We start from the raw sequence: 22,070 nt of genomic DNA, 5'->3' as shown, positions 1-22,070 counted from the left end.
AACTAACTAAAGACGGGTGAGAATTTCGTTATTGTATTGCTGGAAGCGAGTAATACGATCAAGAAGGCAATGACAAAAAAGCTAGAAGTTTTACCCAATCAGGCAGATTTGATCACGCGATCGCTTGAACTGATTCTTGCTAAATTAGATGAGGCGATTCAGCAACGGGGGCGGTTTACAATTGCCCTAGCTGGAGGCGGTACACCTAAACCGTTATATCAAGCGATCGCATCCCAAAATTTACCTTGGGACAAAATTCACGTTTTTTGGGGTGATGAGCGCTATGTTTCCCCACAACATGCCGATAGCAACGAAAAAATGGCACGGGAAGCCTGGTTAAACCAAGTACCTATTCCCCCCCAAAACATCCATGCGACACCCACCTTGGATGGTAATCCAGAGGTATCTGCTGCTAAATATCAACAAGATATACAACAGTTTTTTCAGTCCCAATCAGGGGATTTTCCGGCGCTAGATGTAATTTTACTAGGCATGGGTGATGATGCTCACACAGCCTCACTATTTCCCCACACCAAAGCTTTAAAAGTCACCGACAAACTAATTACAGTCGGGAATAAAGACGAAAATTCCCGCATTACCTTCACCTACCCATTTATTAACGCGGCACACTGCGTTATGTTTATAGTGGCGGGTGCAAACAAAAGACCAGCTTTAGCCCAAGTCTTTGCGCCGGAAGCCGATAACTTCGCTTATCCATCGCGGCTCATTCAACCTCAAGGAGAACTTTGGTGGCTCCTAGATGCAGCAGCAGGTGGCGAATTGCAACCGGGCTAAAATATCAAATTTTGTAAACATTCAAGTTTTGTCAAGCTTGAAAACAAACACAAATTGGGCGAGTATGTGCCACCAGAAAACACAGTCACTCCCCTAAAACATGACATCGACACTTAATCTACCCACCCACTCACCCCAAAAGGTGTGGCGGGAATTTCAATTGTTAAAATCGATAGCTAGAGTCTATCCTCTAATTTGTTCTATATTCCACGATGACCGAAAAAAAGGTTTAACTTCATGATCGTCTGCCCTAACTGCAATCACCCCAACCCAGACGGTGCCGTTCAGTGTGAAGCTTGCTATACCCCCTTACCAGCTACAGTTAATTGTCCAAGCTGTGGGGCAACTGTACAGGCAGATGCTTCGTTTTGTGGTCAGTGTGGTTTTAATTTACGAGCTGCGGCAGCCACCGCAGTTGTTGCCCCACCCCCAACTGAAATCCCTCTGGAAGTACCACCACTAGCTGGATTTGACCCGCTCATTCCACCTCAACCTGTGGTGGTGACAGCTCCAATTATCCCCCCTGAGTCTTCGACATTGCCGCCGACGGTTGTAACTCCACAAGTACAGCCAATAGGGTCGGAAACTGTTGCATCACTGCCTGTTGTAGAACCTCCTCCAACTGTTGCACCCGAACCAGTGGCAGCACCTGTTGCACCCGAACCAGTGGCAGCACCCGTTGCACCCGAACCAGTGGCGGCACCCGTTGCACCCGAACCAGTGGCGGCAGAACCTGAAATCACTATTGCACCTGACCCCGAACCAGTGGCGGCAATATCAGAACCTGAAATCACTATTGCACCCGATCCGGAACCAGTAGCTGAGGTGGAAGCACCTGCAATGCCTGCTGCCGAAGCGGAAATAACATCTTTACCTGTGACTCCGACACAGTTACAACAAATAACAGCACTGTTGATTCACATCCAAAGTGATCGGCAGATTGAATTACCACAGAATCTTTCAGTAATTCACATTGGCAAAACAAACGACCGCATTCCTCCTGATATAGATATCTCAGGTTTCCCCAATTCGGAAGTCGTCTCTAGAATTCATGCGGATATTCGGATCGAAGGTGATGCCTACTACATTGAAGATGCAGGTAGTTCTAATGGAACTTACGTGAATAATCTACCCCTATTACCTGGAAATAGGCACCGTTTGCGACCTGGCGATCGCGTTGGTTTAGGTAAGGGAGATTTGGTGACATTCTTGTTTCAACTCAGCTAACTGTTGTTGAATGTTGAAATAATTTATGTGGGGACATGGAATTAAATCCTCTTGGGTTCCTGTCCCCTCAATAGTTTCAAAATATTTTTGACATCATGCTATCTCAAACCGAATCAGTTAAGACTTTTTTAACAGCAGGTGAATTACGACGGGTGCATCACATCGCTTTGAATGTGAAAAACATGTCAGCATCGAAGTATTTCTATGGGAAAATTCTAGGTTTACAGGAACTAATTGGAGATGAAATTCCCGAAACCCTCTTAGAATTAGTTGCACAGGGAAAAGTTGCTAACTTCATCACTCCTGACGGGACGATTTTGGATTTATTTGGAGAACCAGAGCTATTACCACCAGATCCCAATCCGGAACATAAGTTTACCCGTGCTTACCATTTAGCTTTTGATATTGCACCTGAATTATTTAATAAAGCCTTACAGGTACTGGAAGATCATCAAATAGCGATCGCATATGGTCCAATCACCCGTCCCACTGGTAAAGGTGTATATTTTTACGATCCAGATGGCTTGATGATTGAGATTCGTTGCGATCCAGTGTAAAAATATTAAATTGATGAAGTTTGATTCATTTTTACACTTAACTATTCTCTGGAAAAATGTCCCAATTTAAAGAACTATATCCAGTCATTGAAGATGCATTCAACAGACCATTGATTCCCCACGAGCCAGCCAAGCAATCATTAAAACAGTGGTCTATGTTTGTGCTACGCGACAAAGGCTTTAAAGTTATATATGCTCAAAATGCTGACTTTGCCATCGAACGCGGTGGTGAAAAGTTATATTTTAAAGTGGCAAATATTGACCAAGAATTAGATGATAATTTCAGTTGGATTATCTGGGATAATAGCAGTAAAAATATCAGCATTGTTTTAGCAAAAAGCTAGTACGTCAAGGCAGTAGTGAGTAGGCAGTGGGGGAAAGCCCTTTATTACTATGCCTTTCATGGTCAAATAATGGTCTAGTTATTTACGCCATGCTGTACTAGTGGACAAAAATCCAATACTAAAACCATCATAAAACCCCTGACTCTAATTCCTCTAAATATATAAATTCCGGAGCCTTAACACCTGCTTCTTTCCTAATTTTTACCAATTCAGGTGACTCAAAAAATGCCTTTGCATCCGTGATAGATGTCCACACCGAGAAATGAACAATTTTATTCGGCTCATTCTCATACTTTAAAACTTGATAGGAAATTTCACCAGCTTTTTTTCTGATATCAGTAGCACGATCAAACACTTTTTTCCAGATTTGATAATCCTCAACTTCATGAATAATTAATACATGCTGCATAGTTGTTATTTTATCATTTATCAAAAGCTATAGCCTTTCCCATTCTGGTGAGGTCCAAAATGTCCCCTCCCCAACCCTCCCCGCTTTTGCTTGGGAAACGCTATAACGGAGTAAATCCCCAATTTATATCTGACAATACTACCGACTTAAGGCTTTAATAAAGCGCTGCAAGCCCCGAAAAACACTGGGCTTTTTCCCAGCTACAGTTGTAAGTGTTTTTCCATCCTCAGTAGTAGTAGTTTGTCCCTTTGCCAAAATCAAATCTAGCTCATCGCCTGAAGGTTTATTTGCTAACTCAGCAATTCTTTTATATTCTCCATCTTTGTCTACCCAAACTTCCCACATTCCTGGATAGCAGCGGAAAAGTGCTGTTTCATCATCAACTGGACGTAAGTAATAACATGATTCAATCGTGCTAATAAAGCGCATCCTGATATTACGTGCAGCATACCCAATACCCACCGTTCCCGAATCTTCTAACTTGGGATTTAACATTACGAATGGACGTTGTTCACCAATTTCCCCACACAACCTTTCCAACTCTGCAACTTCCACCGAAGTTGGGGCAATAAACAAAAACATCTCATCTTCTGCTTGAATTTTTGGCTGTGCAGCTGATGCTCTACCTGTCCCAACATCCCAGATTTTAAATGGTACATCTTTCCAGTCTCGACGAGCAAGGGCAGCAGCACCAGCATCGGCAAAAAATACCTTTAATTTGTCACCATAAGATGCAAAAGTGGGAATAAATTCTTCAGCAACTGGCATGGGCTTTAATTCAGGAAATAATAACTCAACCTGTAGCCTAGTACACCCATCAGCAATAGCAGCTAAAGTTGCCTCACGGGCTTGGAAAATTGCATCTTCTAAGGAATTAGGGAGTTGAGGCATGGGGAAAAATTGTGAATTTTATATTGAAGATATTTTTGACACTTGTTTGCTTAAATCATCTGAAAGCTAAAATTAGTTGTAAATAATATCAGCAATCAAATGAATTCAGGTATTGTATCTAACCTCACCACTCCAGCCAAACCTTACTCAAAAGATAGTTTTGCAATTCATTTTGCACCACTATCCATGAATGAAATTTACAACAAAGCTGATGATGCGGCAAATGGAGCAGTGGTAGTGATGAGTGGAACAGTTCGTAATCAAACTGATGGTAAACCAGTTGTGACTTTAGAGTATCAAGCTTACGAACCCATGGCACTCCAAGTATTTTATCAAATAGCTGCCAATATTCGACAACAGTGGGCAGATGTGAATCGTGTAGTTATTTACCACCGCGTTGGTAGGTTACAAATTGGCGAAATTAGCGTTTTGGTTGCTATTGGATGTCCCCATCGTTCAGAGGCATTTGAAGCTTGCCGCTATGCTATTGATACACTTAAGCATAATGCCCCAATTTGGAAAAAGGAGCATTTTCATGATGGTTCTAGTAATTGGGTAAGCATTGGTGCTTGTGAGCAATTAGAGGGAAATGCTTGTTAATGTTGGAAAAATTAGTTTCATGGATTATTAATTAGTCCTAACCAACGGGCAACGGGAGTCAGGGATAAGCCTTGAGATAATACTGAAATTAGGACAACGAAAAAAACTACATTAAATAATTGAGAAGCATCAGAAATTCTCGCTGCCAAGGGGAAAGTAGCCAAGACAATTGGTACAGCCCCTCGTAATCCTCCCCAAGAAAGAAAAATCTTCTCGCGTACATTGAGCCGAAACGGTAAAAGGCACAAAAACACACTGATGGGGCGGGCAACAAAAATCAAAAATAGGGCTATTGTTAACCCAATCCAAGCAATAGGTAACAACTGTGATGGAAAAACCAGTAGCCCTAAAACCAGAAACATGATAATTTGCATTAACCAACTCAAGCCATCATGAAAACTGATAATTGTTTCTTGACAGGTAAATTTGTAATTACCCATTACAATCCCAGCAATATACACGGCTAGAAATCCATTGCCACCCACCACAGTTGTGACTCCAGATGTTAATAGCACCAAAGCAAGGGTTGCTACAGGGTATAAACCTTGACTACTGAGGCGAAGATTATTTAAAACCCAAACTATTCCTCGACCTGCACCATACCCTAAAATCATTCCTACAACTAGCTGTTGCATCAAGGATAATCCAAAGGTGATGGGTGAGGTATTGGATGTAATGATAATTTTAACTAACTCCACTGTTAGTAATACTGCCATTGGGTCATTACTACAGGATTCCAGTTCCAATAAGGGTTGTAAATTTCCCTTGAGGTTTAAATTGCTAGCGCGGAGAATAGAAAACACAGCTGCCGCATCAGTAGATGAAACAATTGCACCCAATAGAAGCCCCTGTTGCCAAGTAATCCCTTGTAGTCCAACATTGAAGGATGAAAAAGAACCTAGTATAAACCAGGCAAATAGCCCAACTATTATTGCTGTGATGATGACTCCAACAGTAGCTAAAATTAGACCTTTAGCAAAAACGGGGCGAATTCGCTGCCATTCTGTATCTAAGCCAGCTGCAAATAAAATTAGTGTTAGTGCTAGAGTACCAATTAATTGGGTTAACCGAGGATCATCAAAATAAATACCACCAATTCCTTCTGATCCTGCCAACATTCCGATTCCCAAAAACAAAAGGAGTGCCGGAATTCCAAATTTAATTGCCGCTTTACTGGCAAAAATGCTTGCTAGTAGAAGAACTCCAGCGATGATAAATAGCTGTTCTGACAACATCAAGTTTGTTCTATTCCGCTCGACTTATATCCAAAAGATAGCACTCATAACATTTTCACGTTGACTGTGATCTTTCGAGACTGTGAAAAATCCGAGAGGGAATGGAAAATCGAAAAGAAGAAAAACTCCTTCTTTGAAAAATGATTTTGCTACTATGGTTTGATATTTTGAATCACATGACCAAGAGTAACAAATGAGATTCCTTGCTGTAATCTGGTACTAATCATAACTGCTTCAATTATTGGCTCGGTGACAGTCTTTTTCTCTGAGACCCACTCTACAATGAAATTTGCTCCCGAACCTCCACTAGAGTCCTGTTGCGGAATAAAAAATTCTGTAGTTGCTAAGGCAGGGAGTTGCAAATTTCCCTCGGTATGCTCTTTGACTAATTTTCCTCCGGAGTTATAGTAACGTACAGAACGAATCACAATTGTCTCAGTTAAGCTAGTATTACGAATACTCAAAGTTACAGTTAGGGGAAATTGTTCTTGTTTGTCTCCATGATAAATATGGGAGTATACGGGAACATAAACAATTTGTCCCTTACTGATTACAATTTGCTCAGGTTTAACTGAAATAGCTGTCCCAGGTTGAGTAATTCGCGTTAAAGGTTCAACCTGAGGAGAGGAAGTTGGAGATGGAATATTATTTTTTGGAGCATCACATGCAGTTAATAACATGATGCATATCACGCTTATGATCGCAACTTGGTGTATCATTACAGCTTTAATTTTCTTTAAAATCAATTAAAATTCCCCCATATTAACTACTTTAATAACGGCGTTGCTGATTTGATGTATGAAAACGATTTTGCGTAATGAAAGAAATCTTTGGAAGACGCAATGTATTGCGTCTCTACATTTTAAATTCATACCGTAATTCAGCAACGCCTGAATAACAATCTCCCCACTGAATTCTTAGCTAGAGACTTGCCAGCCGCTCTTAACACGGGTTTACTGCCCACATCTGGGGTGATATGGCTAGGTTAGCCGTAGTCAAAACTCAATATTTATCTACACGTCCCTTATTTTGTTGTTTTTTCCTAAACAATGTCAAAAACAAGCATATTGATTGAAAATTTAGTATTTGCGTACAACAACCAAGAACCAGTATTGCGAGGAATTTCCCTATCAATTAGTGCAGGCGATCGCGTAGCATTAATAGGTACTACTGGTTCGGGAAAAAGTACTCTCTTAGAAAATTTAATTGGCTTGAAGCAGCCAAAATCTGGAACAATTACTATCAATAATATTACCGTTGAAGCCAAGAATCTACCCGAAATACGTCGCTATGTCGGATTTGGTTTCCAAGATCCTAATGACCAGCTATTTATGCCTACTATCCTCGAAGATATAACCTTCGGACCTCTAAATTATGGTATCCCATCTGCAATAGCTACAGAAAAAGCCCTACAATTACTAAGGGATTTCGGTTTACAAGACTATGCAAAGCGTTCTGCACATGAACTTTCAGGTGGGCAACGTCGTCTTGCAGCACTTGCGGCAATTTTGGCACTCGAACCAGAAATTTTGGTTTTAGATGAACCGACTAACGGACTTGATCCATCATGGCGACGACAATTAGCTCAAATTTTGCAAAAAATACCAGTGCAAATTACATTAATAGCTTCCCATGATTTGCGCTGGTTGGGTAGAGTCGCACAACGTGCGCTCGTATTATCTGAAGGTCAAATTACTATTGATGGTAGGATTTCTACTCTGCTAGAAGATACGCAGACTATGGAAAAGCTTGATTTACCAGTTGATTGGTAGAAAATTATTCATGAGGATGCAGAGATATTTATGCCAGTTTTTGGCAACTTTTCGGTATTGTAGCGCTTGAAATTGGGAAAATAGACTTATCACGCTCCGAAGAGGAGCAGTTAAAAAACCATGCCTCTGTTATTGACAGTTACGCTTTTGTGAGTTTCGGCGTGAACTTTACCAAACGTTACAGCCTCACTTGCTGAATATATAGTTATGTTTCTTGCTCGGTTTATGGAGATGGGAAACGAAAACAGGATTTGCAGATCCTTAGTGGATCGATTTTAGCGATCGCTTGTTTTCTCAATCGATTCAATTACTGCCAAACCAATTCCTGAAGCTGCCATCAATACTGCAACAGAACCTAAGAAGGCATTCACTAACATGTGCAGGGCATCGTCAAAGAAAATGTAGTTGTCCATGATTAACTCTCCAAGGGATATAACACTAGTCATGTATATTGCTCCACACCCTGATTGTCAAATTTCGTTAAAAACGTTCAATAAATTTATCTTAACAAAACTTTAGAAAAATGTGGCAATATTTCAAATATCTATTCCTTATGGTTAGATGACAGATTGAATTATATTTGTTAGTCAATATACCTAAGAGATAATTAGGGCAACAATTTCGATGTTATGCTTCAATTCTCAAGTCTGGTGAATTTGCACAACTGCGATTGTAACTGTTGAATAAATTTGTTTGGGCACTAAAATACTGTGGTTGGCTATTCCGGTTAATGAATAAGCTGCAAGAATAGCGGCAGCTTCGGCAACGCTATGACTTCCTACTGTTTTTTTGGTGGTTTGGGAGGGGTTGGGTACATAAACGCTGTTGAGAAGTTCGGCTGTAAAGGTTTTTAGCGGTAACTTGTACTTGTGACAAAATTCTGTTAAAGCGACTTCATCAGCTTTTTTGTCTATGGAAGCAACACATACAATTAGTTGATTAATTGCTTTTAGGGGTTCAGTGACACTACTATCTAATAGATGGAAATCTTGAAATACTTGCTCAATAGCTGCTTCTATAGTTGTTTGTGTGGTTCCTTTTCTGAAGCCAATTCCAACTGTAAACATTTAGTTACAAATTAGTTAAAAATTACAACCCACAGCGGTAAAACAAGTAATAAAATAATGATGGATAGTAGAATACTACTAGCGATTAAATCCCGGTCGAGGTTGTATTCTTCTGCTAAAATGAGTCCAGCAAAAGCTGAAGGCATCCCAGACATTAATACTATTGGCAAGCAATAGTAGCTAGGTATGGTTAATGTTTTTAAGGTCAACGTCAAAATTACACCGACCACAAAGGGTGTAATACAAACTCTTGATATTGCTGGTAAAAAAGCGGCTTTGAGACTTTTCCAACTGGAAAGTTGAGCTAGTCTAATGCCTGTGAGTAGAAACGCACAGGCAATTACAACCCCAACTGATTGTTGTAAGCTAGATTCTACTATTTCTGGTAATTTGAAATTTTGGATTAAATTGCCGATGATGAATCCCCATAATGGGGGAGCGGTGATGATGTCACGTAATTGAATCCACCAGCGGTTAGATTGATCGGAATGACTAAAGTAACTGGCAATTAATACTCCTAAACCGTAGGGTCCGACAACATTGTGAGTGACACTAAATAATACAGCCCAGTTCAGTGATTCAGGGTTAACCAGGGATGGTGCGATCGCTAATCCGATGAAACCCGTATTTCCCAACACCGCAGATAAGAAAAATCCGGCTTTGCTACCGGGATTGCGAAAAAATTCTTGGGAATCTGGAGATATTTTCTGCCATCCCCACAATGCTAAGGATGCGATCGCTAAACTCAATAATATAGCTAAAACTGTAATTATTGGTACTAGAAATGGTGAATTAACAATATTTTCAGGGTTGCTATTGGTAGATTGCCTAGCCAATGCGATTAGTTCTAAGGGAACTCCAACCCAGTATAAAGCGCGACCTAAAAATCGTGGAAACCATTGAGGCAAAATTCTGACTATCAAAAACCCCATTCCCGTCCACAGAATTAGGGGTAAATAAGCTTGAAATAAATTTTCGGTCATGAATTAAACTACAGATATCTGCCTCCTGTATTTTGCCCACTGTATTCTAACTCCTGTCCCGGATTCTACTTCTGTTGTGTCGGGGCGGCACGTTTGCGGAGTCGGATGACCCCGCAAAGCTGCCTTGTCAAATCCACGTTACAAAACATACTCAGTTACTCATTACTCATTACTCATTACTCATTACTCATTACTCATTACTCATTACTTATTTTTAACCTCTCCCCAAATTAACTGTATTCAAAACACTCATATTGCGAATTCGCCATGCATTATCAACACGGGTAAAAACGTAGCGAACTCGAACTTTTTCCCGACTAGTATTTTTCACCTGTTCATTTTCGTAGTAGGTTGTGGTTTCATTTACCACAGCTTCAACTGAGACATTATTTTGATCAGGTGAGTTATCTTCTACAGATACGGTGGAAATACTGTGATCGTATTGGCGATAATTAAAAGTTGATTTGACTTGTAATGCGATCGCTCGCCACTGGGAAAGTGCAGGTTCCGTTAAAATTGTATTTAAACTCTCGATTTCATGATTTGTTCCTAAAGCCGCACCTTTAGTGGATAACCAATTTTGAATTATTTCTTTTGCCGCATCCTTGGTTAGTGAACCTTCCGCAGATTTGGGTGGACTGTTGGGATCAGGTATTGGAATTACTGGTTCATTTAGGGAAATTGTTAACTGTTCACCTGACAGTTTTGCTTCGGGTGAAAACAGGTTTTTGAGGAATCCAAATGTTGTACTCAGTACTAACCAAAATATGAATAATCCTGCCGCTGATGCCAAGATAGCGAAGAGTAGGCGGATATTTTTGTTACTGCGACTGCGGGGTGCTTGTCGTCTTCTTGGTACTCTGCGAGATACCGTATTAGTTGGATTTGGACTATTAGTTGAGGGGGAAGTGCGTCTTGTTTTTCCTGGTGTTGGGGTGGTATCTAGATTTATTCTTTGGGGATTTCTAACGGGATTAGGTTCGTTTACTGGAGTATAATTATTAACTGCCTCTTGGGACGAGCTATAGCTAGTTGGGCGGGAATTTATTTGAGAGTTACTGTAACGAGAACTTCCAGGTTGGTTGGTTGTGAAAGGTTGACGGGTTCTCGGTTCTGGTATTGCTTGCGCGTCAGTAGGTAAACCTTCCAAATAACTTTGGACTTGCTCATCAGCAAAGTAGTTTTTCAGTAAAGCTGTTTGATTTACCAAATCTCGGTAGTGCGGAAATACCTCATTTTGTAACCACCGTTCACCGTATAAACACAGTCCCGGCAATAAATCCGGTGAGTCTTGGGAGTGTTCGCGGATGAATGCGATCGCTTCATACTCTTGGCTCAATTCTAAAGCGCGGGTTGCTTCTTCAGTTTGTCCTAATAGTAAGGCACAGAGGGATTGCTCTAAATGCACATCTTGGCGCTTGCCTAAACGTGTCAACATTTGCTTTGCCTGACGAATCAAGGCTGGTTGACGTTGGGTAAAACCCCTAGCAATTAAAGCATAAACAGCTAAATAGGTGGCAACCGCAGAGGGGCGTTTACTTTCAGCTTCAAATAGTTTGTGTTGCTCGGCTACAGTCAGATTATGCCGTAGTTGTTGGATAAAGCGTAAAAAATCATCAACACTTAGTCCAGAACTGTCATTTCCGGAACCATCTATTCCACCTCGTTCATCAAGGATTTCCTGTAATAATTCTAAACCTTGTTGATGTTCAGCTTGATTTGCTTCTGGCAATGCCAGTAATTCTAGAATACGATATGGTCGCAATCGATACAAATCAGCCTGAATTTCTGCCTGGACACTTTCAAATAAGCCTTCACGTACCAGGAATTCTGCACCAGTCTCTAAAGATACAGCCGCATTTTCGTAAAATCCTTGCTGCCATTGCTCTCTACCCAATTCCAAACAAGCTAGGGCAATTGTGAGAACAACATCGGGACGTTCTGAAGGTGCTGTTTCAAGTTCGCGTTCAAATCCGGTTTGTGTGGAGTTATTGCCACCCGAACCACTCTTATTCACCAGATAAGGACGACCTAACTTTAATACTTGCTCGTATTCTCCCAATTCTTGTAATAACAATAAAGCCCCAACTAATTCATCCTGATTGATATCAATACTGAGAACTTGATTATCGGGAATTTTACCATTACTTTCATTTAAGCGTTCTTCAACAGCAATAGCCACATCTTGATCGCCATCAGGGGCATAAGCATGTGACAAATATAATTGATCGTAAATTTTCCGTTCTTGCGGATCTGATAAAATCACGTAAGCTTCTTCAATAAGTTGTTTCCGAGATGTAATTGCTGCATGAGAATATTCGCGTCGCGGTAATTGCTGTCGGCGATCGCCATATGCCTGTCGCAGTTGTTCTTCACTAGCTGCCAACGGCAATCCTAAAATTCGATAGTAATCTAGCGGGATTCGCACAGCCTACTTCCCCTGTAAGCGATGAAGATTTCTGATGTGAAACCCTCTGGGCATGTGTCTTAAACCGTGCCATAATGTTAAGTTACTAATTTTATGCTCTAGGCAGTTAGAACAATAACATAAAAAGTCGTACAAGTATTTATACAGGTATTTATACATCACTGGTTTTAAAACAGACATTTGTCTTATTCCTGTTCTCAACAAATTAGTAATCAAACAGGTGATCAACCAGCTTGCGGTAAAAATTAAAATATTTACCGATGCCAGATTCAGTAAATTACAGTAAGCTGATTCACAGAGCGCAGGTGAGATAGGAGCTTGGGGAGTATTACTTAAGCATTCCTGCTGTGTTTAAGAGAAACTTTCCCAGTTGGCGATTGATTATACACCGTAACATCTGTTGAATGTTACTTGGTGCGAGTCGAATTATATCACGATGCTCATATCGTTACAATTACCTAAAAATGTATAGGGCTTTTTGCTGCATGGGCTTGGGATTGTAGCTGTAATTGCCTAACTTATACCGATTCCAAAAATGTTTAAAGGCAGATTACCTGACCTCCCCCTGCACCTCTTCAACCCCTTTTGTCTCCTTTGTTCCCGTGTTAATCAAAAGCTAATAGTACAATAAGGTACAGGAAAGTGTTGCGGTAGTGGAGGAAGGTAAATTGGATGAACTAAGGACAGCGCTGGAGTTGGCAACGGAAGAAGAATTGCAGGATTTAACGGCAATTTTGTTTAGTCGTAAGTTCAATCCCCTCGATTATGTTCAGACACCTGAACCCATCGAAGTGCAAAGCCAAAGCCGTGAAGCTTGGTTAGATAATCTTGAACAACGTTTTCGTTTTTTAGCTGCTGATGGTGTAACTGTGTTGCGAGGACGCACCAGTCAAGTGACATACCGTCAAGCTTTAATTCAGGTTTGCCAGTACCTAAAAATACCTTATTCAGCTGAGTTAGCAACTGTTGATTTAGAAGCAGAGGTATTTTTACATTTACTTGGAAGAGTGTGGAAAAAGCTTCCAGCTTCTGAAAAACAAAAGTTAACTGAACGTGTACAAGCACATTTGGCGAAAAATAGCAATTCTCAACCTTTACCCCTGGCATTACAAAAAGATCCCTTGGGTTTAATACTTAAAGGTAGCAGTGCTTTGGCTGTCACCTCAGTTCTCAAACCACTGGTACTTAAACAAATTACCCGTCAGTTTGCGACTCACCTGGCAACATATCAAATTGCCCGACAAACTGCTGTCCAAGGTGGCAAAGCTGTAGCTGGGCAGTTCCAAGGGTATGTGACAATGCAGGTGGCAAAGCAAGGGATGGCAACAAGTGCAGCCCGTTATGGCGCTGTTCGTAGCGTTTTTGCGGTTTTAGGTCCTGTGATGTGGGCTTGGTTTTTTGCTGATTTGGGCTGGCGTGCGATCGCTACTAACTATGGTCGCATTATTCCCACTGTTTTCACCCTCGCCCAAATTCGTCTCACCCGCACCGAATGTTGGGAAATGGCTTAATTCAGTTATCAGGAAACAATTATCATTTGGATTTTCACACAATCCCTTAGAGACGTGGCGATGCTGCGTCTCTCTACGTTTTATGTTCATATTCATGATAAGTAGGTCGGTATTGAAAATTGTAATTAGGGCAAGGCAGTAGGGGGAAGCGCAAACATTTGGGGTGCCTACTGTTGGGGTTTGTAAGAAGGGTTTAAAGCCAATTTATATTCTGTAACATAGTTCTGTTTATTTCTGCCGACTTACTTATTCAATTCATATTTACTAAAAAAAGGTTATAGTTCTGCTGGCAAAGCTTAATAAATATTCGCTAATTCTCCACCTGAATTGATGAGCAAAGTAACAATTCCTGGTTTTTATCATCCAGAGTCAAAATTACAGTTTCCTTGGGTTTTAGCCCAATTTGGAACCCTGATTTTACCTTTTTTCCCGGCGGTGGGAGCAGTTATTTTGGGTTTATCTTTGTTAGTGACATGGGCTTTTAAGTATCAAACAATTATTCAACGTCGCTTTAACTGGGGATTTGCTATTCTCAGTATTTTATTAATCATTAGCACCGTCTTTGCATACGATAAAAATGCGGCTGTGCTGGGAATATGTAATTTTTTACCTTTTTTCCTTCTTTTAACGGCTTTTGGAGTTTTGATTCAAACACCTGTACAACTACGTCTCCTATCTTGGATCATAGTAGTTGCCTCAGTTCCAGTGGTAATTATTGGCATTGGACAATTATTTTTCGGCTGGACTACTGGGGAATTTTGGTTCAATATCTCTGGTTGGAAAGTTGCCCCAGGTGGAAACCCGGTTGGACGTATGGCTTCTGTGTTCATGTATGCCAATGTTCTAGCAGGTTATTTAATTACAACCTTTATTCTATCTGTAGGGTTGTTGCTGGAAGCAGGGAATGGGGGAGGGAGGGAGAGAGGAAGAGAGGGAGAGAGGGGGGGGAGAATTTATACTTTGATTTTTCTCAGCTTGACGGTAATTGGGAACTTTGCGTCATTAATTCTAACTAACTCACGGAATGCTTGGGCGATCGCTATTTTTGCCTGTGTGGCTTATGCTATGTATCAAGGCTGGCGAATTGTGATTTTAGCACTAGGTACTATAGCTACCAGTGTGATTTTAGCGGCTTTTGCGCCGAATGCGATCGCGTTCTGGTTTCGTAAGGTGGTACCCTCTTTTTTCTGGGCTAGATTGAATGATCAGATGTATCCCGATAGACCCGTTGCTTTGATACGAAAAACTCAATGGGATTTTGCCTGGTCTTTAGCTCAACAGCGACCCCTAACTGGTTGGGGTTTACGTAATTTTACCCCACTTTACCAAGAACAGATGCATATTTGGTTAGGTCATCCCCACAACTTCTTTTTAATGTTATCGGCTGAAACTGGCTTTCCAGCTACACTACTATTCTGTTCCCTCATCATTTGGATTGTACTTACTAGTCTGCAAGTAATTAGAAAACCAAGATTATTAAATCAAAATGATAAATTGATATTTTTTAGCTACTTCCTGGTTTTACTTGCTTGGATATTCTTTAACACAGCAGATGTCAGTTTATTTGATTTTCGACTCAATGTCTTCTCATGGTTTTTATTAGGCGCTATTTCTGGTGTGACATATCAATGTTTATCCACTCCCAAATCCCTTGTCAAATAGTGATAAATAACCGCATCACCAGCATTACGTAAATTAATTTTAGCAACTTCCAAAAGCTGTGATTTTTTCAGTGTATATACTGCGGTTGCTTAATGGCAAAGTTAATAAAATTACAGGTATTCACGTCTATGACTGTGAGTGTGACTAATGAATAATTGGTCACTGTTGCTGATTGTTGGGAAGGTGTAGGTACTCCTTATAATAGGAATCCTGCATGACGGGCATCTCACAAGGATGCCCTTTTTAATACATTTCGTTCCTGATATATCAGGAACAAACGGAACAAATTTGTCTCTATTGCAAAATATAATCGCGCCACAAAACAGACTTATTACTTATTTTTTAACTACCTTCATATATATTTTTGAACCTCTCTGCTGTAAATGATGGTAATAAATATAAATTCAAAGGTTCTTGACTGATAAACTTGCCATAACCTGGACTTAAATACATTTTGTATTCAGACTGATTTGCTAAGTGAGTTTGGAAAAAAGCAACGCTTAAAGCTTTAACATAGGTTTGAGCGATCGCTGGATTTGGTCCGATGAGTGTAGATGGTACTGGTACTACCTGTTCGGAAGAATTGACTTTTTCGGATACTGAAAAATGGGTTCCATTTTCAATCATAGTCAGATATTTACTGGTTGTTTCTAACCAAGTGTAAGGACGAATTTGTTCTGCGACGGCAGGAGTAATAATATCTTGAGAACCACCCAAAATCATGACTGGGACTTTAATTTGAGCTAAACCCTTTTGACCTAAAATAACACTACTGAGGGGATTCAGGACAATGATAGCCTTGATGCGAGGATCTTGAATATTGGGGAGATTATTTTTACTTTGAAGTTCATCAGCACGACATTGTAAAAATGCGGAGGGATTGAGTAATTTATTGGGATTACAAACTTTGCGAACCTGTTCAAAATCAATTGTTGCCCCTGCTAATGTGAGTGTGGTGTAACCTCCATAGGAATGTCCAGCTGCACCTATTTGCTGAAAGTTGATTTTTCTTGCCAAAGTGGGATCTGACTCTAAATTATCGAGCAAAAATTTGACATCAAGGGGACGATTGATTAATTCTTCAGCTTTGGGAGATTCTCCTAAACCGGAAATATATTCTTGGATTTTCTTTGCATCACTACCTGGATGTTCAAGAATTGCTGTCGCAATTCCATAAGAAGCGAGGTGCTGTGCTAAGTATGCAAAAGTTTCTTTATCTTCTGCAACTCCATGGGAAATTACAACTAACGGAAAGGGTGCTGTCGGGTTACTACTTCCATTAGATTCGGGAAAATATAAATCATAATCGAAAGAGCGTTGACGTTTTTCATCGATGAGGGGACGTGTTTTTTCTTTGGTAACGGAAAATTTTCCCAACTTGCGTAAATCTGTTTGCTGAGAAAAATCAGTGTTTTCTTGACTTGCTTCTGTATTTGCTTGTTGTTTAATTTCGCTAATTAAAAGATCTCGCGTCTTTAAAAGTTCTGCTAAATTACCGATAAGGTTTTGAGTTTCCTCAATGTTGATGCGGATGGTGTCAGACGGGTAGCGACGAATGATATTGATGACATTCACACCTTCGGAGTCGGTGGCAGATAAAATTAATGATGAACGCAAGGCATAAAACCCATTATTACCACTTTGTGTCAGCAGCAGATCCCCTAAGCGTCTGACAATTTTTTCACCGATTACAGAATAAGTAAATTGTGACACTAAAACCGGGCTAAGTTTGAAACGCGATCGCAGTAATTCCCGAAGCTGTGCAAGTCGTTCCTTAGGAACCCGATTTGCATAGAATGCAAAATTGTTAGTAATACGTCCTTCACGGGCGAAAATGTCTAAATCCTCCACAGAGATATCAAATTCCCCAAATGGTGGATAATCAAACTCAATCTTCTGTGCAGCTTTAGCGCAGCTTGTAGTCCCCATCACCGCCATCATGCCACAGATGACAGCAGCAAGGGTCGTTAAGAGCGAATTATGGCGTTTTTTTGGTTTCGGCATAGCACCAGATCTAGATCCTTTTAGCGTTCTACAAAGTAGTAATTCCAAACCATTTTAATACTCTACGTACTTTCCGGTTTGCCTAGTTTTTTTCTCAATTTAAAATCGGTATATACTCTGAAGCTTTATAAAAGCAATATAAATTATAAATTTAAATATATCGAGCTAATTATAAAGACAAAGTTCTATACGGAAAAACAATCGGGTAATCTTGTGTAAGCAAGGCTACCCGATTTATGGTTTATTGCTAAAATAAAGCCTAATTTTACCGAAAAATTGGGTTTATAACTGCGTCCTTCACTTCGACAATAAATGTAATCACCTAGGACGGCTTTTCAAGAGCGTGATTTAGGCAAACAATTTTCAGACAACATAGTACCTAAAGGCAATAGTGAGTAGGCACTGGGGGAAAACCGTTTATTACTGGGCTTTTCAGGGCTAAATAATAGTCTGGTTATTTGCGCCTGTAATAGTCTGTAATGGCTATAAGATATCATTTCCCGTCACATCTATAGATATTACAATTTATCTTGGATCTGATATTTGTTGCTTCCTATGATATTCAATATTCCAAATTACTTTAATATGTCCGTTGCAAGTAATTGATCACCATAACTGTTACTATTGTTACCATTAGAATAATAAGCGAGCGTATTAATCAAATTCGGCTTTTCTCATAAATTCATCACTTAAAAAAGCATAATTTGACAGTCATATTCCCAGTCACAATCTGATTTTATCAACACTTGGCAACTCATATTCTCATTCTCAAATTATGAGAAAACTATATTGCAATGTAACAAATTAGATTTTACATTAATTTTTGTTGCAAACAATTGATCCCGTTGCTAGCGTATGCGTGTGAGATGCTTATTTGTTATTTCCTTTACAAAGGAGGCACATTTACATGAGAAGCAACTATTTGATTTGACATCTGTAAAATAGCATCTGTAATGCTCAGTATGTGCAGTTAATGGTCTGTTGATACAGAATTTACATCTGTTCTGCATTGGATTTTACCTAGTTTCAAGACTTTTACAACAAGTTTGATTTATTTGACTCAACTCTCACTCAAGTTGCTGCAAAAACTTGACTCACCATACATTGTTATTGCCTTTATCTGTATCAATATCTACAAAACTACTCCCAACATTGCTCGGCAGTACAAAAAGTGTGGTGATATAACAACTCTAGAGGTATAGCTATGGATATTCAAGGAAAAACAGCCCTGGTGACAGGAGCATCTCGCGGAATTGGACGTGCAATCGCTATTTCACTAGCAAAGCAAAAAGCTAAACGATTGTTATTAGTTGCCAGAAATCGCCAAAGTTTGGCTGAAGTAGCTGCGGAGATAGAAGAACTCGGCACGGAAGCGGTGATTCTACCACTGGATTTGACTCAGATAGTCGAAGTGAACATTGCCATTGCTCAAGCATGGAGAGACTACGGAGCTATCCACTTACTAATCAATTGCGCTGGAGTTGCACACCAAACAGCATTCCTAGAATCCAAACTCTCCGATGTCCAGGAAGAATTAGAAACCAATCTAATCGGTATGTACTCCATCACTCGTTTGATTGCCCGACGGATGGTGACACAACACCAAGGGGTCATTGTTAATGTTTCCAGCTTGATGGGAAAAGTCGCTGCTCCAACAATGGCAACCTACTCAGCTACCAAGTTTGCCATCGTCGGATTTACTCAAGCGTTGCGGGGTGAACTGGCATCTCACAATATTCGTGTCTTAGGATTGCTCCCATCCCTGACTGATACCGACATGGTGCGCGATTTAAAGTGGTTTCGATGGATACAACCTATGACTACTGAACAGGTTGCCAATGCCCTCATTACAGGATTGCAGCAAGAGTCACCAGAAATCTTAGTGGGATGGCAAAGCCATTTAGCAGTTTGGTGTAATCGGATTGCCCCTTGGTTATTGGAGAAAATTTTACTGATATCTGCACCATTACCACCTGTTCGGCGCAAATATTACCAACAATTGAGAAAAGCCTGAGTATAGGTGCTAACTGCTGCAAGTCGTGAGACAAAATAATGGGCTTGTCTCAAGCGAAAGCCTATCCTACATAGGCTTTCTTCCTAATGTTTACTACTTTTCAGTGATGTCAACTCTGCATGTAACACCTCTAATGTCATGACTAATATAAGTAGTAAGAGCATAGTAAAATGTAGCAATGCCTAGCATTTCGCAAAATTCTTCCAACGCTATTTCTAATATCCACAGAATATGTCCTTCCCCGTAGATATCGGCAATATATCCACCAAGCATTTCTAAAGCAACAGCACCAAATATATATATAGAGCCTGCAATCAAAAATAAATTTCTAGTTTTTTTGGGTAAATGTGTTAGAAAGTTCCAAAATATGACCAAGCAAACTAGGGCGAAGATAAAGCCAGGTATTACCCAAGTATAATAGAGAAAACCTTCTCTTTTGACTAAAAAAGAGACTGGATAGGTTAGTGTCTCGTGGATAACTATCAATTCGTCCATTCCTAAAAAAAAGAAAATGCACGATAAACCTAACCATTGGAACCTATAGCGATCGCGTTGCATTATTTTGATGCTACCCACAATTGTTAGTAGTCCAGAGCACAATAGTAGTAGAAATGTAGAATACAAAGATGGAATGTTTAATTCACGATTCACATCAAATAAATTTCCTAATGAATCCTTGAGAGGAAAATCAGGTAGATATAAACGGGCTAAGTTAGAAATTAAACTGGCAACAGCCAGAAAGATGATGATTGATAGTAAAAATCGTAGAGTTTTAATTGGACTTAGCTTAATGTTAAGGATATAAGCACATTTGTCTACGGAATATTCGAGATAATTGTCATTATTTTTCTTTATTAGATAGAAAACTTTATCACTGTTTATATCCATACTCTTTCTGCTCAATCGTCTAGCAAATAATTTTACTCTTATATTAACGTTAAATTAAGAACAAGGATCTGAAATATTACTAAGTATTTTCCGATGTTAACAATTATGCCCATCAGTAATTTTGACATATTTCTCAACAAAAATTAACTGAGTGATGAATACGAGGAAATCTTAGTAGTGCTATCAGCTAGGAACAACTCCTGCTAATAGGCTTTGCGAAAGTCATCAATGCGGAAAATTAGCGGTGAAACTTGTATCTATGGGGGGAATTAGTAGATATAAGATGACAAACTCAGTTAATTTCGGGTTTTGAGTTGGTTTGTATTATTGTTTAATCTGAACTGTTACGCAAAATCACACCCCTAAACACTTTTAGCAATGAATGAACCAGAACACACAAAGCGTCCGATATGGATGAGAATTCCTTTAACTTTGCAAATACTGATTGCTTTAATTTTAGCGATCGCATTTGGGATTTTCTTGGGTGGGGGCAACCCTACTGAATCGAATAAGGTATTAATTGATAACTTAGCCATACCTGCTGACTTGATTTTAAAGGCATTACGTGCGCTAGCACCACCACTAATCTTGGTAGCGGTGCTGCATACTTTTATGACAGCAGAAATTCCCGGTCGTGCTGGGCGGAAACTAGGTATATTACTAATTACCAATACCACAGTTGCTATTTTTATTGGGCTATTGGTAGCAAATATCCTCCGTCCTGGGAGATGGGGACGTTTGACACCCCCAACTGTTATAGATGCGGCTGCCGAGACATCAAAACTTGATCCGTGGGGATTAATTCAAGATGCCATTCCCAAAGCAATTTTGGAGCCTTTGGTTAGCAATAATGTCATCCAATTAATTGTGATTGCTCTTTCCTTTGGTATCGTTTTAAGGGCAATTAAATCTGAAATGATTAGTCAGGGGAAAGATGGCTACAAACCTATTGAAGATGTGGTGGGAATTCTCTTTGAAGCAGTAATTAGAATCCTAGGCTGGGTAATTGCTTTAGTTCCTTTAGCTGTATTTGGTATTGTTTCTAAAACTGTTGCCAAAGAAGGTTTTCAACCCTTTATTTCTTTAGGTGCTTTTATTCTAGCGGTATTAGTTGCCTTATTCTTACAAGGTTGTTACTACCTAACAAGGGTAAAATTAGAGTCTTGGGTCAAACCAATTGACTTTTTACGTGGTGGTACTGATGCTTTTTTAACGGCATTCTCCACTTCTTCATCAGGTGCCACAATGCCTATCACGTTTGAAGTATTACAAGAAAAAATTGGTTTACGGGAATCTTCCGCAGCTTTAGGTTCTTTGGTGGGGGCAAATTTTAATAATGATGGGACAGCTTTGTATGAGGCAATGTCGGCATTATTTATTTCCCAAGTATTAGGTCAGCATTTAAATTTAGGACAACAATTTTTAGTAGTTTTAACTTCAATTTTTGCATCAGTTGGTGCCGCAAATATACCTAATGCAGGATTAGTAACAATGACACTTGTCTTTCAATCAGTTGGTTTGCCGACACAGTATATTGCAGTGTTAGTTACGGTTGACTGGTTTTTAGATCGATGTCGCACTGCTATTAATGTTATGGGTGATATGACAGTGAGTACGTTAATCGATGGTAAAAAGCCTAAAACTCAGGATAATCAGCTTTTGGGCTAAAAAGAAGACAAAGTA

The 22,070-nt window shown here is 39.8% G+C and carries 20 protein-coding genes; 10 read left to right on the top strand and 10 right to left on the bottom strand.

From position 1 onward, the window contains the following. The first annotated feature begins 69 nt into the window (after window positions 1-69). The 4 genes from pgl (at window position 70) to CAL6303_RS17000 (ending at window position 2,923) form a co-directional block, all read left to right on the top strand. Window positions 70-795 (top strand): 6-phosphogluconolactonase, encoded by a 726-nt coding sequence (gene pgl, locus CAL6303_RS17015; RefSeq protein ID WP_015199052.1) that lies wholly within the window; start codon window positions 70-72, stop codon window positions 793-795. 237 nt (window positions 796-1,032) lie between these two features. Then, window positions 1,033-2,022, top strand: coding sequence for an FHA domain-containing protein (locus CAL6303_RS17010; protein WP_015199051.1), 990 nt, complete (start codon window positions 1,033-1,035; stop codon window positions 2,020-2,022). A gap of 95 nt (window positions 2,023-2,117) precedes the next feature. Beyond that, on the top strand, window positions 2,118-2,579 hold the full coding sequence (locus CAL6303_RS17005; RefSeq protein WP_015199050.1) for a VOC family protein: 462 nt from the start codon (window positions 2,118-2,120) through the stop codon (window positions 2,577-2,579). 56 nt (window positions 2,580-2,635) lie between these two features. Then, a complete protein-coding gene (locus CAL6303_RS17000; protein ID WP_015199049.1) occupies window positions 2,636-2,923 on the top strand; it encodes a hypothetical protein in 288 nt (95 codons plus the stop codon). 127 nt (window positions 2,924-3,050) lie between these two features. On the opposite strand, the gene CAL6303_RS16995 is transcribed toward CAL6303_RS17000, so the two are convergent. Both CAL6303_RS16995 and CAL6303_RS16990 read right to left on the bottom strand, forming a co-directional pair. Then, on the bottom strand, window positions 3,051-3,332 hold the full coding sequence (locus CAL6303_RS16995; protein ID WP_015199048.1) for an antibiotic biosynthesis monooxygenase: 282 nt from the start codon (window positions 3,330-3,332) through the stop codon (window positions 3,051-3,053). A 138-nt stretch (window positions 3,333-3,470) separates the two neighbouring features. After that, window positions 3,471-4,223: a DUF1995 family protein gene (locus CAL6303_RS16990; protein ID WP_015199047.1), complete on the bottom strand. Its 753-nt coding sequence runs from the start codon at window positions 4,221-4,223 to the stop codon at window positions 3,471-3,473. Window positions 4,224-4,322: 99 nt separating this feature from the next. Here CAL6303_RS16990 and CAL6303_RS16985 point away from each other — a divergent pair, with 99 nt between their 5' ends. Then, window positions 4,323-4,823: a molybdenum cofactor biosynthesis protein MoaE gene (locus CAL6303_RS16985; protein ID WP_015199046.1), complete on the top strand. Its 501-nt coding sequence runs from the start codon at window positions 4,323-4,325 to the stop codon at window positions 4,821-4,823. A gap of 17 nt (window positions 4,824-4,840) precedes the next feature. Here the strand turns inward: CAL6303_RS16985 and CAL6303_RS16980 are convergent, their stop codons facing one another. Both CAL6303_RS16980 and CAL6303_RS16975 read right to left on the bottom strand, forming a co-directional pair. Continuing rightward, window positions 4,841-6,058 (bottom strand): potassium/proton antiporter, encoded by a 1,218-nt coding sequence (locus CAL6303_RS16980; protein WP_015199045.1) that lies wholly within the window; start codon window positions 6,056-6,058, stop codon window positions 4,841-4,843. A 152-nt stretch (window positions 6,059-6,210) separates the two neighbouring features. Further along, window positions 6,211-6,738: a DUF3124 domain-containing protein gene (locus CAL6303_RS16975; RefSeq protein WP_015199044.1), complete on the bottom strand. Its 528-nt coding sequence runs from the start codon at window positions 6,736-6,738 to the stop codon at window positions 6,211-6,213. Window positions 6,739-7,107: 369 nt separating this feature from the next. Here CAL6303_RS16975 and CAL6303_RS16970 point away from each other — a divergent pair, with 369 nt between their 5' ends. Next, window positions 7,108-7,830, top strand: coding sequence for an energy-coupling factor ABC transporter ATP-binding protein (locus tag CAL6303_RS16970; protein WP_015199043.1), 723 nt, complete (start codon window positions 7,108-7,110; stop codon window positions 7,828-7,830). 275 nt (window positions 7,831-8,105) lie between these two features. Here the strand turns inward: CAL6303_RS16970 and CAL6303_RS30810 are convergent, their stop codons facing one another. From CAL6303_RS30810 to CAL6303_RS16950, 4 genes are all read right to left on the bottom strand, one after another. Continuing rightward, a complete protein-coding gene (locus CAL6303_RS30810) occupies window positions 8,106-8,243 on the bottom strand; it encodes a hypothetical protein (protein ID WP_041740722.1) in 138 nt (45 codons plus the stop codon). A gap of 228 nt (window positions 8,244-8,471) precedes the next feature. Further along, a complete protein-coding gene (locus CAL6303_RS16960) occupies window positions 8,472-8,897 on the bottom strand; it encodes a cobalamin biosynthesis protein (RefSeq protein WP_015199041.1) in 426 nt (141 codons plus the stop codon). Window positions 8,898-8,908: 11 nt separating this feature from the next. Beyond that, entirely contained in the window at window positions 8,909-9,880 is a 972-nt protein-coding gene (locus tag CAL6303_RS16955; protein ID WP_015199040.1) for an AEC family transporter, read from the bottom strand. 214 nt (window positions 9,881-10,094) lie between these two features. Beyond that, entirely contained in the window at window positions 10,095-12,308 is a 2,214-nt protein-coding gene (locus tag CAL6303_RS16950; RefSeq protein WP_015199039.1) for an IMS domain-containing protein, read from the bottom strand. 668 nt (window positions 12,309-12,976) lie between these two features. Between CAL6303_RS16950 and CAL6303_RS16945 the strand changes: the two genes are divergently transcribed. Together CAL6303_RS16945 and CAL6303_RS16940 are read left to right on the top strand one after the other, a co-directional pair. Next, window positions 12,977-13,819 (top strand): YaaW family protein, encoded by an 843-nt coding sequence (locus CAL6303_RS16945; protein WP_041740721.1) that lies wholly within the window; start codon window positions 12,977-12,979, stop codon window positions 13,817-13,819. 330 nt (window positions 13,820-14,149) lie between these two features. Then, entirely contained in the window at window positions 14,150-15,481 is a 1,332-nt protein-coding gene (locus CAL6303_RS16940; RefSeq protein WP_015199037.1) for an O-antigen ligase family protein, read from the top strand. A gap of 342 nt (window positions 15,482-15,823) precedes the next feature. Here CAL6303_RS16940 and CAL6303_RS16935 read toward each other — a convergent pair whose 3' ends face one another. Further along, window positions 15,824-17,485, bottom strand: coding sequence for an alpha/beta hydrolase (locus CAL6303_RS16935; RefSeq protein ID WP_015199036.1), 1,662 nt, complete (start codon window positions 17,483-17,485; stop codon window positions 15,824-15,826). A gap of 1,204 nt (window positions 17,486-18,689) precedes the next feature. Between CAL6303_RS16935 and CAL6303_RS16930 the strand changes: the two genes are divergently transcribed. Next, window positions 18,690-19,499 carry an SDR family NAD(P)-dependent oxidoreductase gene (locus tag CAL6303_RS16930; protein WP_015199035.1) on the top strand — a complete coding sequence of 270 codons (810 nt, stop codon included), beginning with the start codon at window positions 18,690-18,692 and terminating at the stop codon, window positions 19,497-19,499. A 93-nt stretch (window positions 19,500-19,592) separates the two neighbouring features. Here CAL6303_RS16930 and CAL6303_RS16925 read toward each other — a convergent pair whose 3' ends face one another. Beyond that, window positions 19,593-20,387 carry a hypothetical protein gene (locus tag CAL6303_RS16925; RefSeq protein WP_015199034.1) on the bottom strand — a complete coding sequence of 265 codons (795 nt, stop codon included), beginning with the start codon at window positions 20,385-20,387 and terminating at the stop codon, window positions 19,593-19,595. Between the two features lie 378 nt (window positions 20,388-20,765). On the opposite strand from CAL6303_RS16925, the gene CAL6303_RS16920 reads away from it, so the two are divergent. After that, a complete protein-coding gene (locus tag CAL6303_RS16920; protein WP_015199033.1) occupies window positions 20,766-22,055 on the top strand; it encodes a dicarboxylate/amino acid:cation symporter in 1,290 nt (429 codons plus the stop codon). Window positions 22,056-22,070: the final 15 nt, after the last annotated feature.

The sequence above is a fragment of the Calothrix sp. PCC 6303 genome (assembly GCF_000317435.1).
Taxonomy (GTDB): Bacteria; Cyanobacteriota; Cyanobacteriia; order Cyanobacteriales; family Nostocaceae; genus PCC-6303.
Note: the sequence above shows the minus strand (reverse complement) of the source record. Positions and strands in the feature narration are given on the sequence as shown.

Coding starts and splice junctions, on each gene's coding strand:
- pgl (WP_015199052.1), top strand. CDS start 70: ATGACAAAAAAGCTAGAAGTTTTACCCAATCAGGCAGATTTGATCACG.
- CAL6303_RS17010 (WP_015199051.1), top strand. CDS start 1,033: ATGATCGTCTGCCCTAACTGCAATCACCCCAACCCAGACGGTGCCGTT.
- CAL6303_RS17005 (WP_015199050.1), top strand. CDS start 2,118: ATGCTATCTCAAACCGAATCAGTTAAGACTTTTTTAACAGCAGGTGAA.
- CAL6303_RS17000 (WP_015199049.1), top strand. CDS start 2,636: ATGTCCCAATTTAAAGAACTATATCCAGTCATTGAAGATGCATTCAAC.
- CAL6303_RS16995 (WP_015199048.1), bottom strand. CDS start 3,332: ATGCAGCATGTATTAATTATTCATGAAGTTGAGGATTATCAAATCTGG.
- CAL6303_RS16990 (WP_015199047.1), bottom strand. CDS start 4,223: ATGCCTCAACTCCCTAATTCCTTAGAAGATGCAATTTTCCAAGCCCGT.
- CAL6303_RS16985 (WP_015199046.1), top strand. CDS start 4,323: ATGAATTCAGGTATTGTATCTAACCTCACCACTCCAGCCAAACCTTAC.
- CAL6303_RS16980 (WP_015199045.1), bottom strand. CDS start 6,058: ATGTTGTCAGAACAGCTATTTATCATCGCTGGAGTTCTTCTACTAGCA.
- CAL6303_RS16975 (WP_015199044.1), bottom strand. CDS start 6,738: ATGTTATTAACTGCATGTGATGCTCCAAAAAATAATATTCCATCTCCA.
- CAL6303_RS16970 (WP_015199043.1), top strand. CDS start 7,108: ATGTCAAAAACAAGCATATTGATTGAAAATTTAGTATTTGCGTACAAC.
- CAL6303_RS30810 (WP_041740722.1), bottom strand. CDS start 8,243: ATGGACAACTACATTTTCTTTGACGATGCCCTGCACATGTTAGTGAAT.
- CAL6303_RS16960 (WP_015199041.1), bottom strand. CDS start 8,897: ATGTTTACAGTTGGAATTGGCTTCAGAAAAGGAACCACACAAACAACT.
- CAL6303_RS16955 (WP_015199040.1), bottom strand. CDS start 9,880: ATGACCGAAAATTTATTTCAAGCTTATTTACCCCTAATTCTGTGGACG.
- CAL6303_RS16940 (WP_015199037.1), top strand. CDS start 14,150: ATGAGCAAAGTAACAATTCCTGGTTTTTATCATCCAGAGTCAAAATTA.
- CAL6303_RS16935 (WP_015199036.1), bottom strand. CDS start 17,485: ATGCCGAAACCAAAAAAACGCCATAATTCGCTCTTAACGACCCTTGCT.
- CAL6303_RS16930 (WP_015199035.1), top strand. CDS start 18,690: ATGGATATTCAAGGAAAAACAGCCCTGGTGACAGGAGCATCTCGCGGA.
- CAL6303_RS16925 (WP_015199034.1), bottom strand. CDS start 20,387: ATGGATATAAACAGTGATAAAGTTTTCTATCTAATAAAGAAAAATAAT.
- CAL6303_RS16920 (WP_015199033.1), top strand. CDS start 20,766: ATGAATGAACCAGAACACACAAAGCGTCCGATATGGATGAGAATTCCT.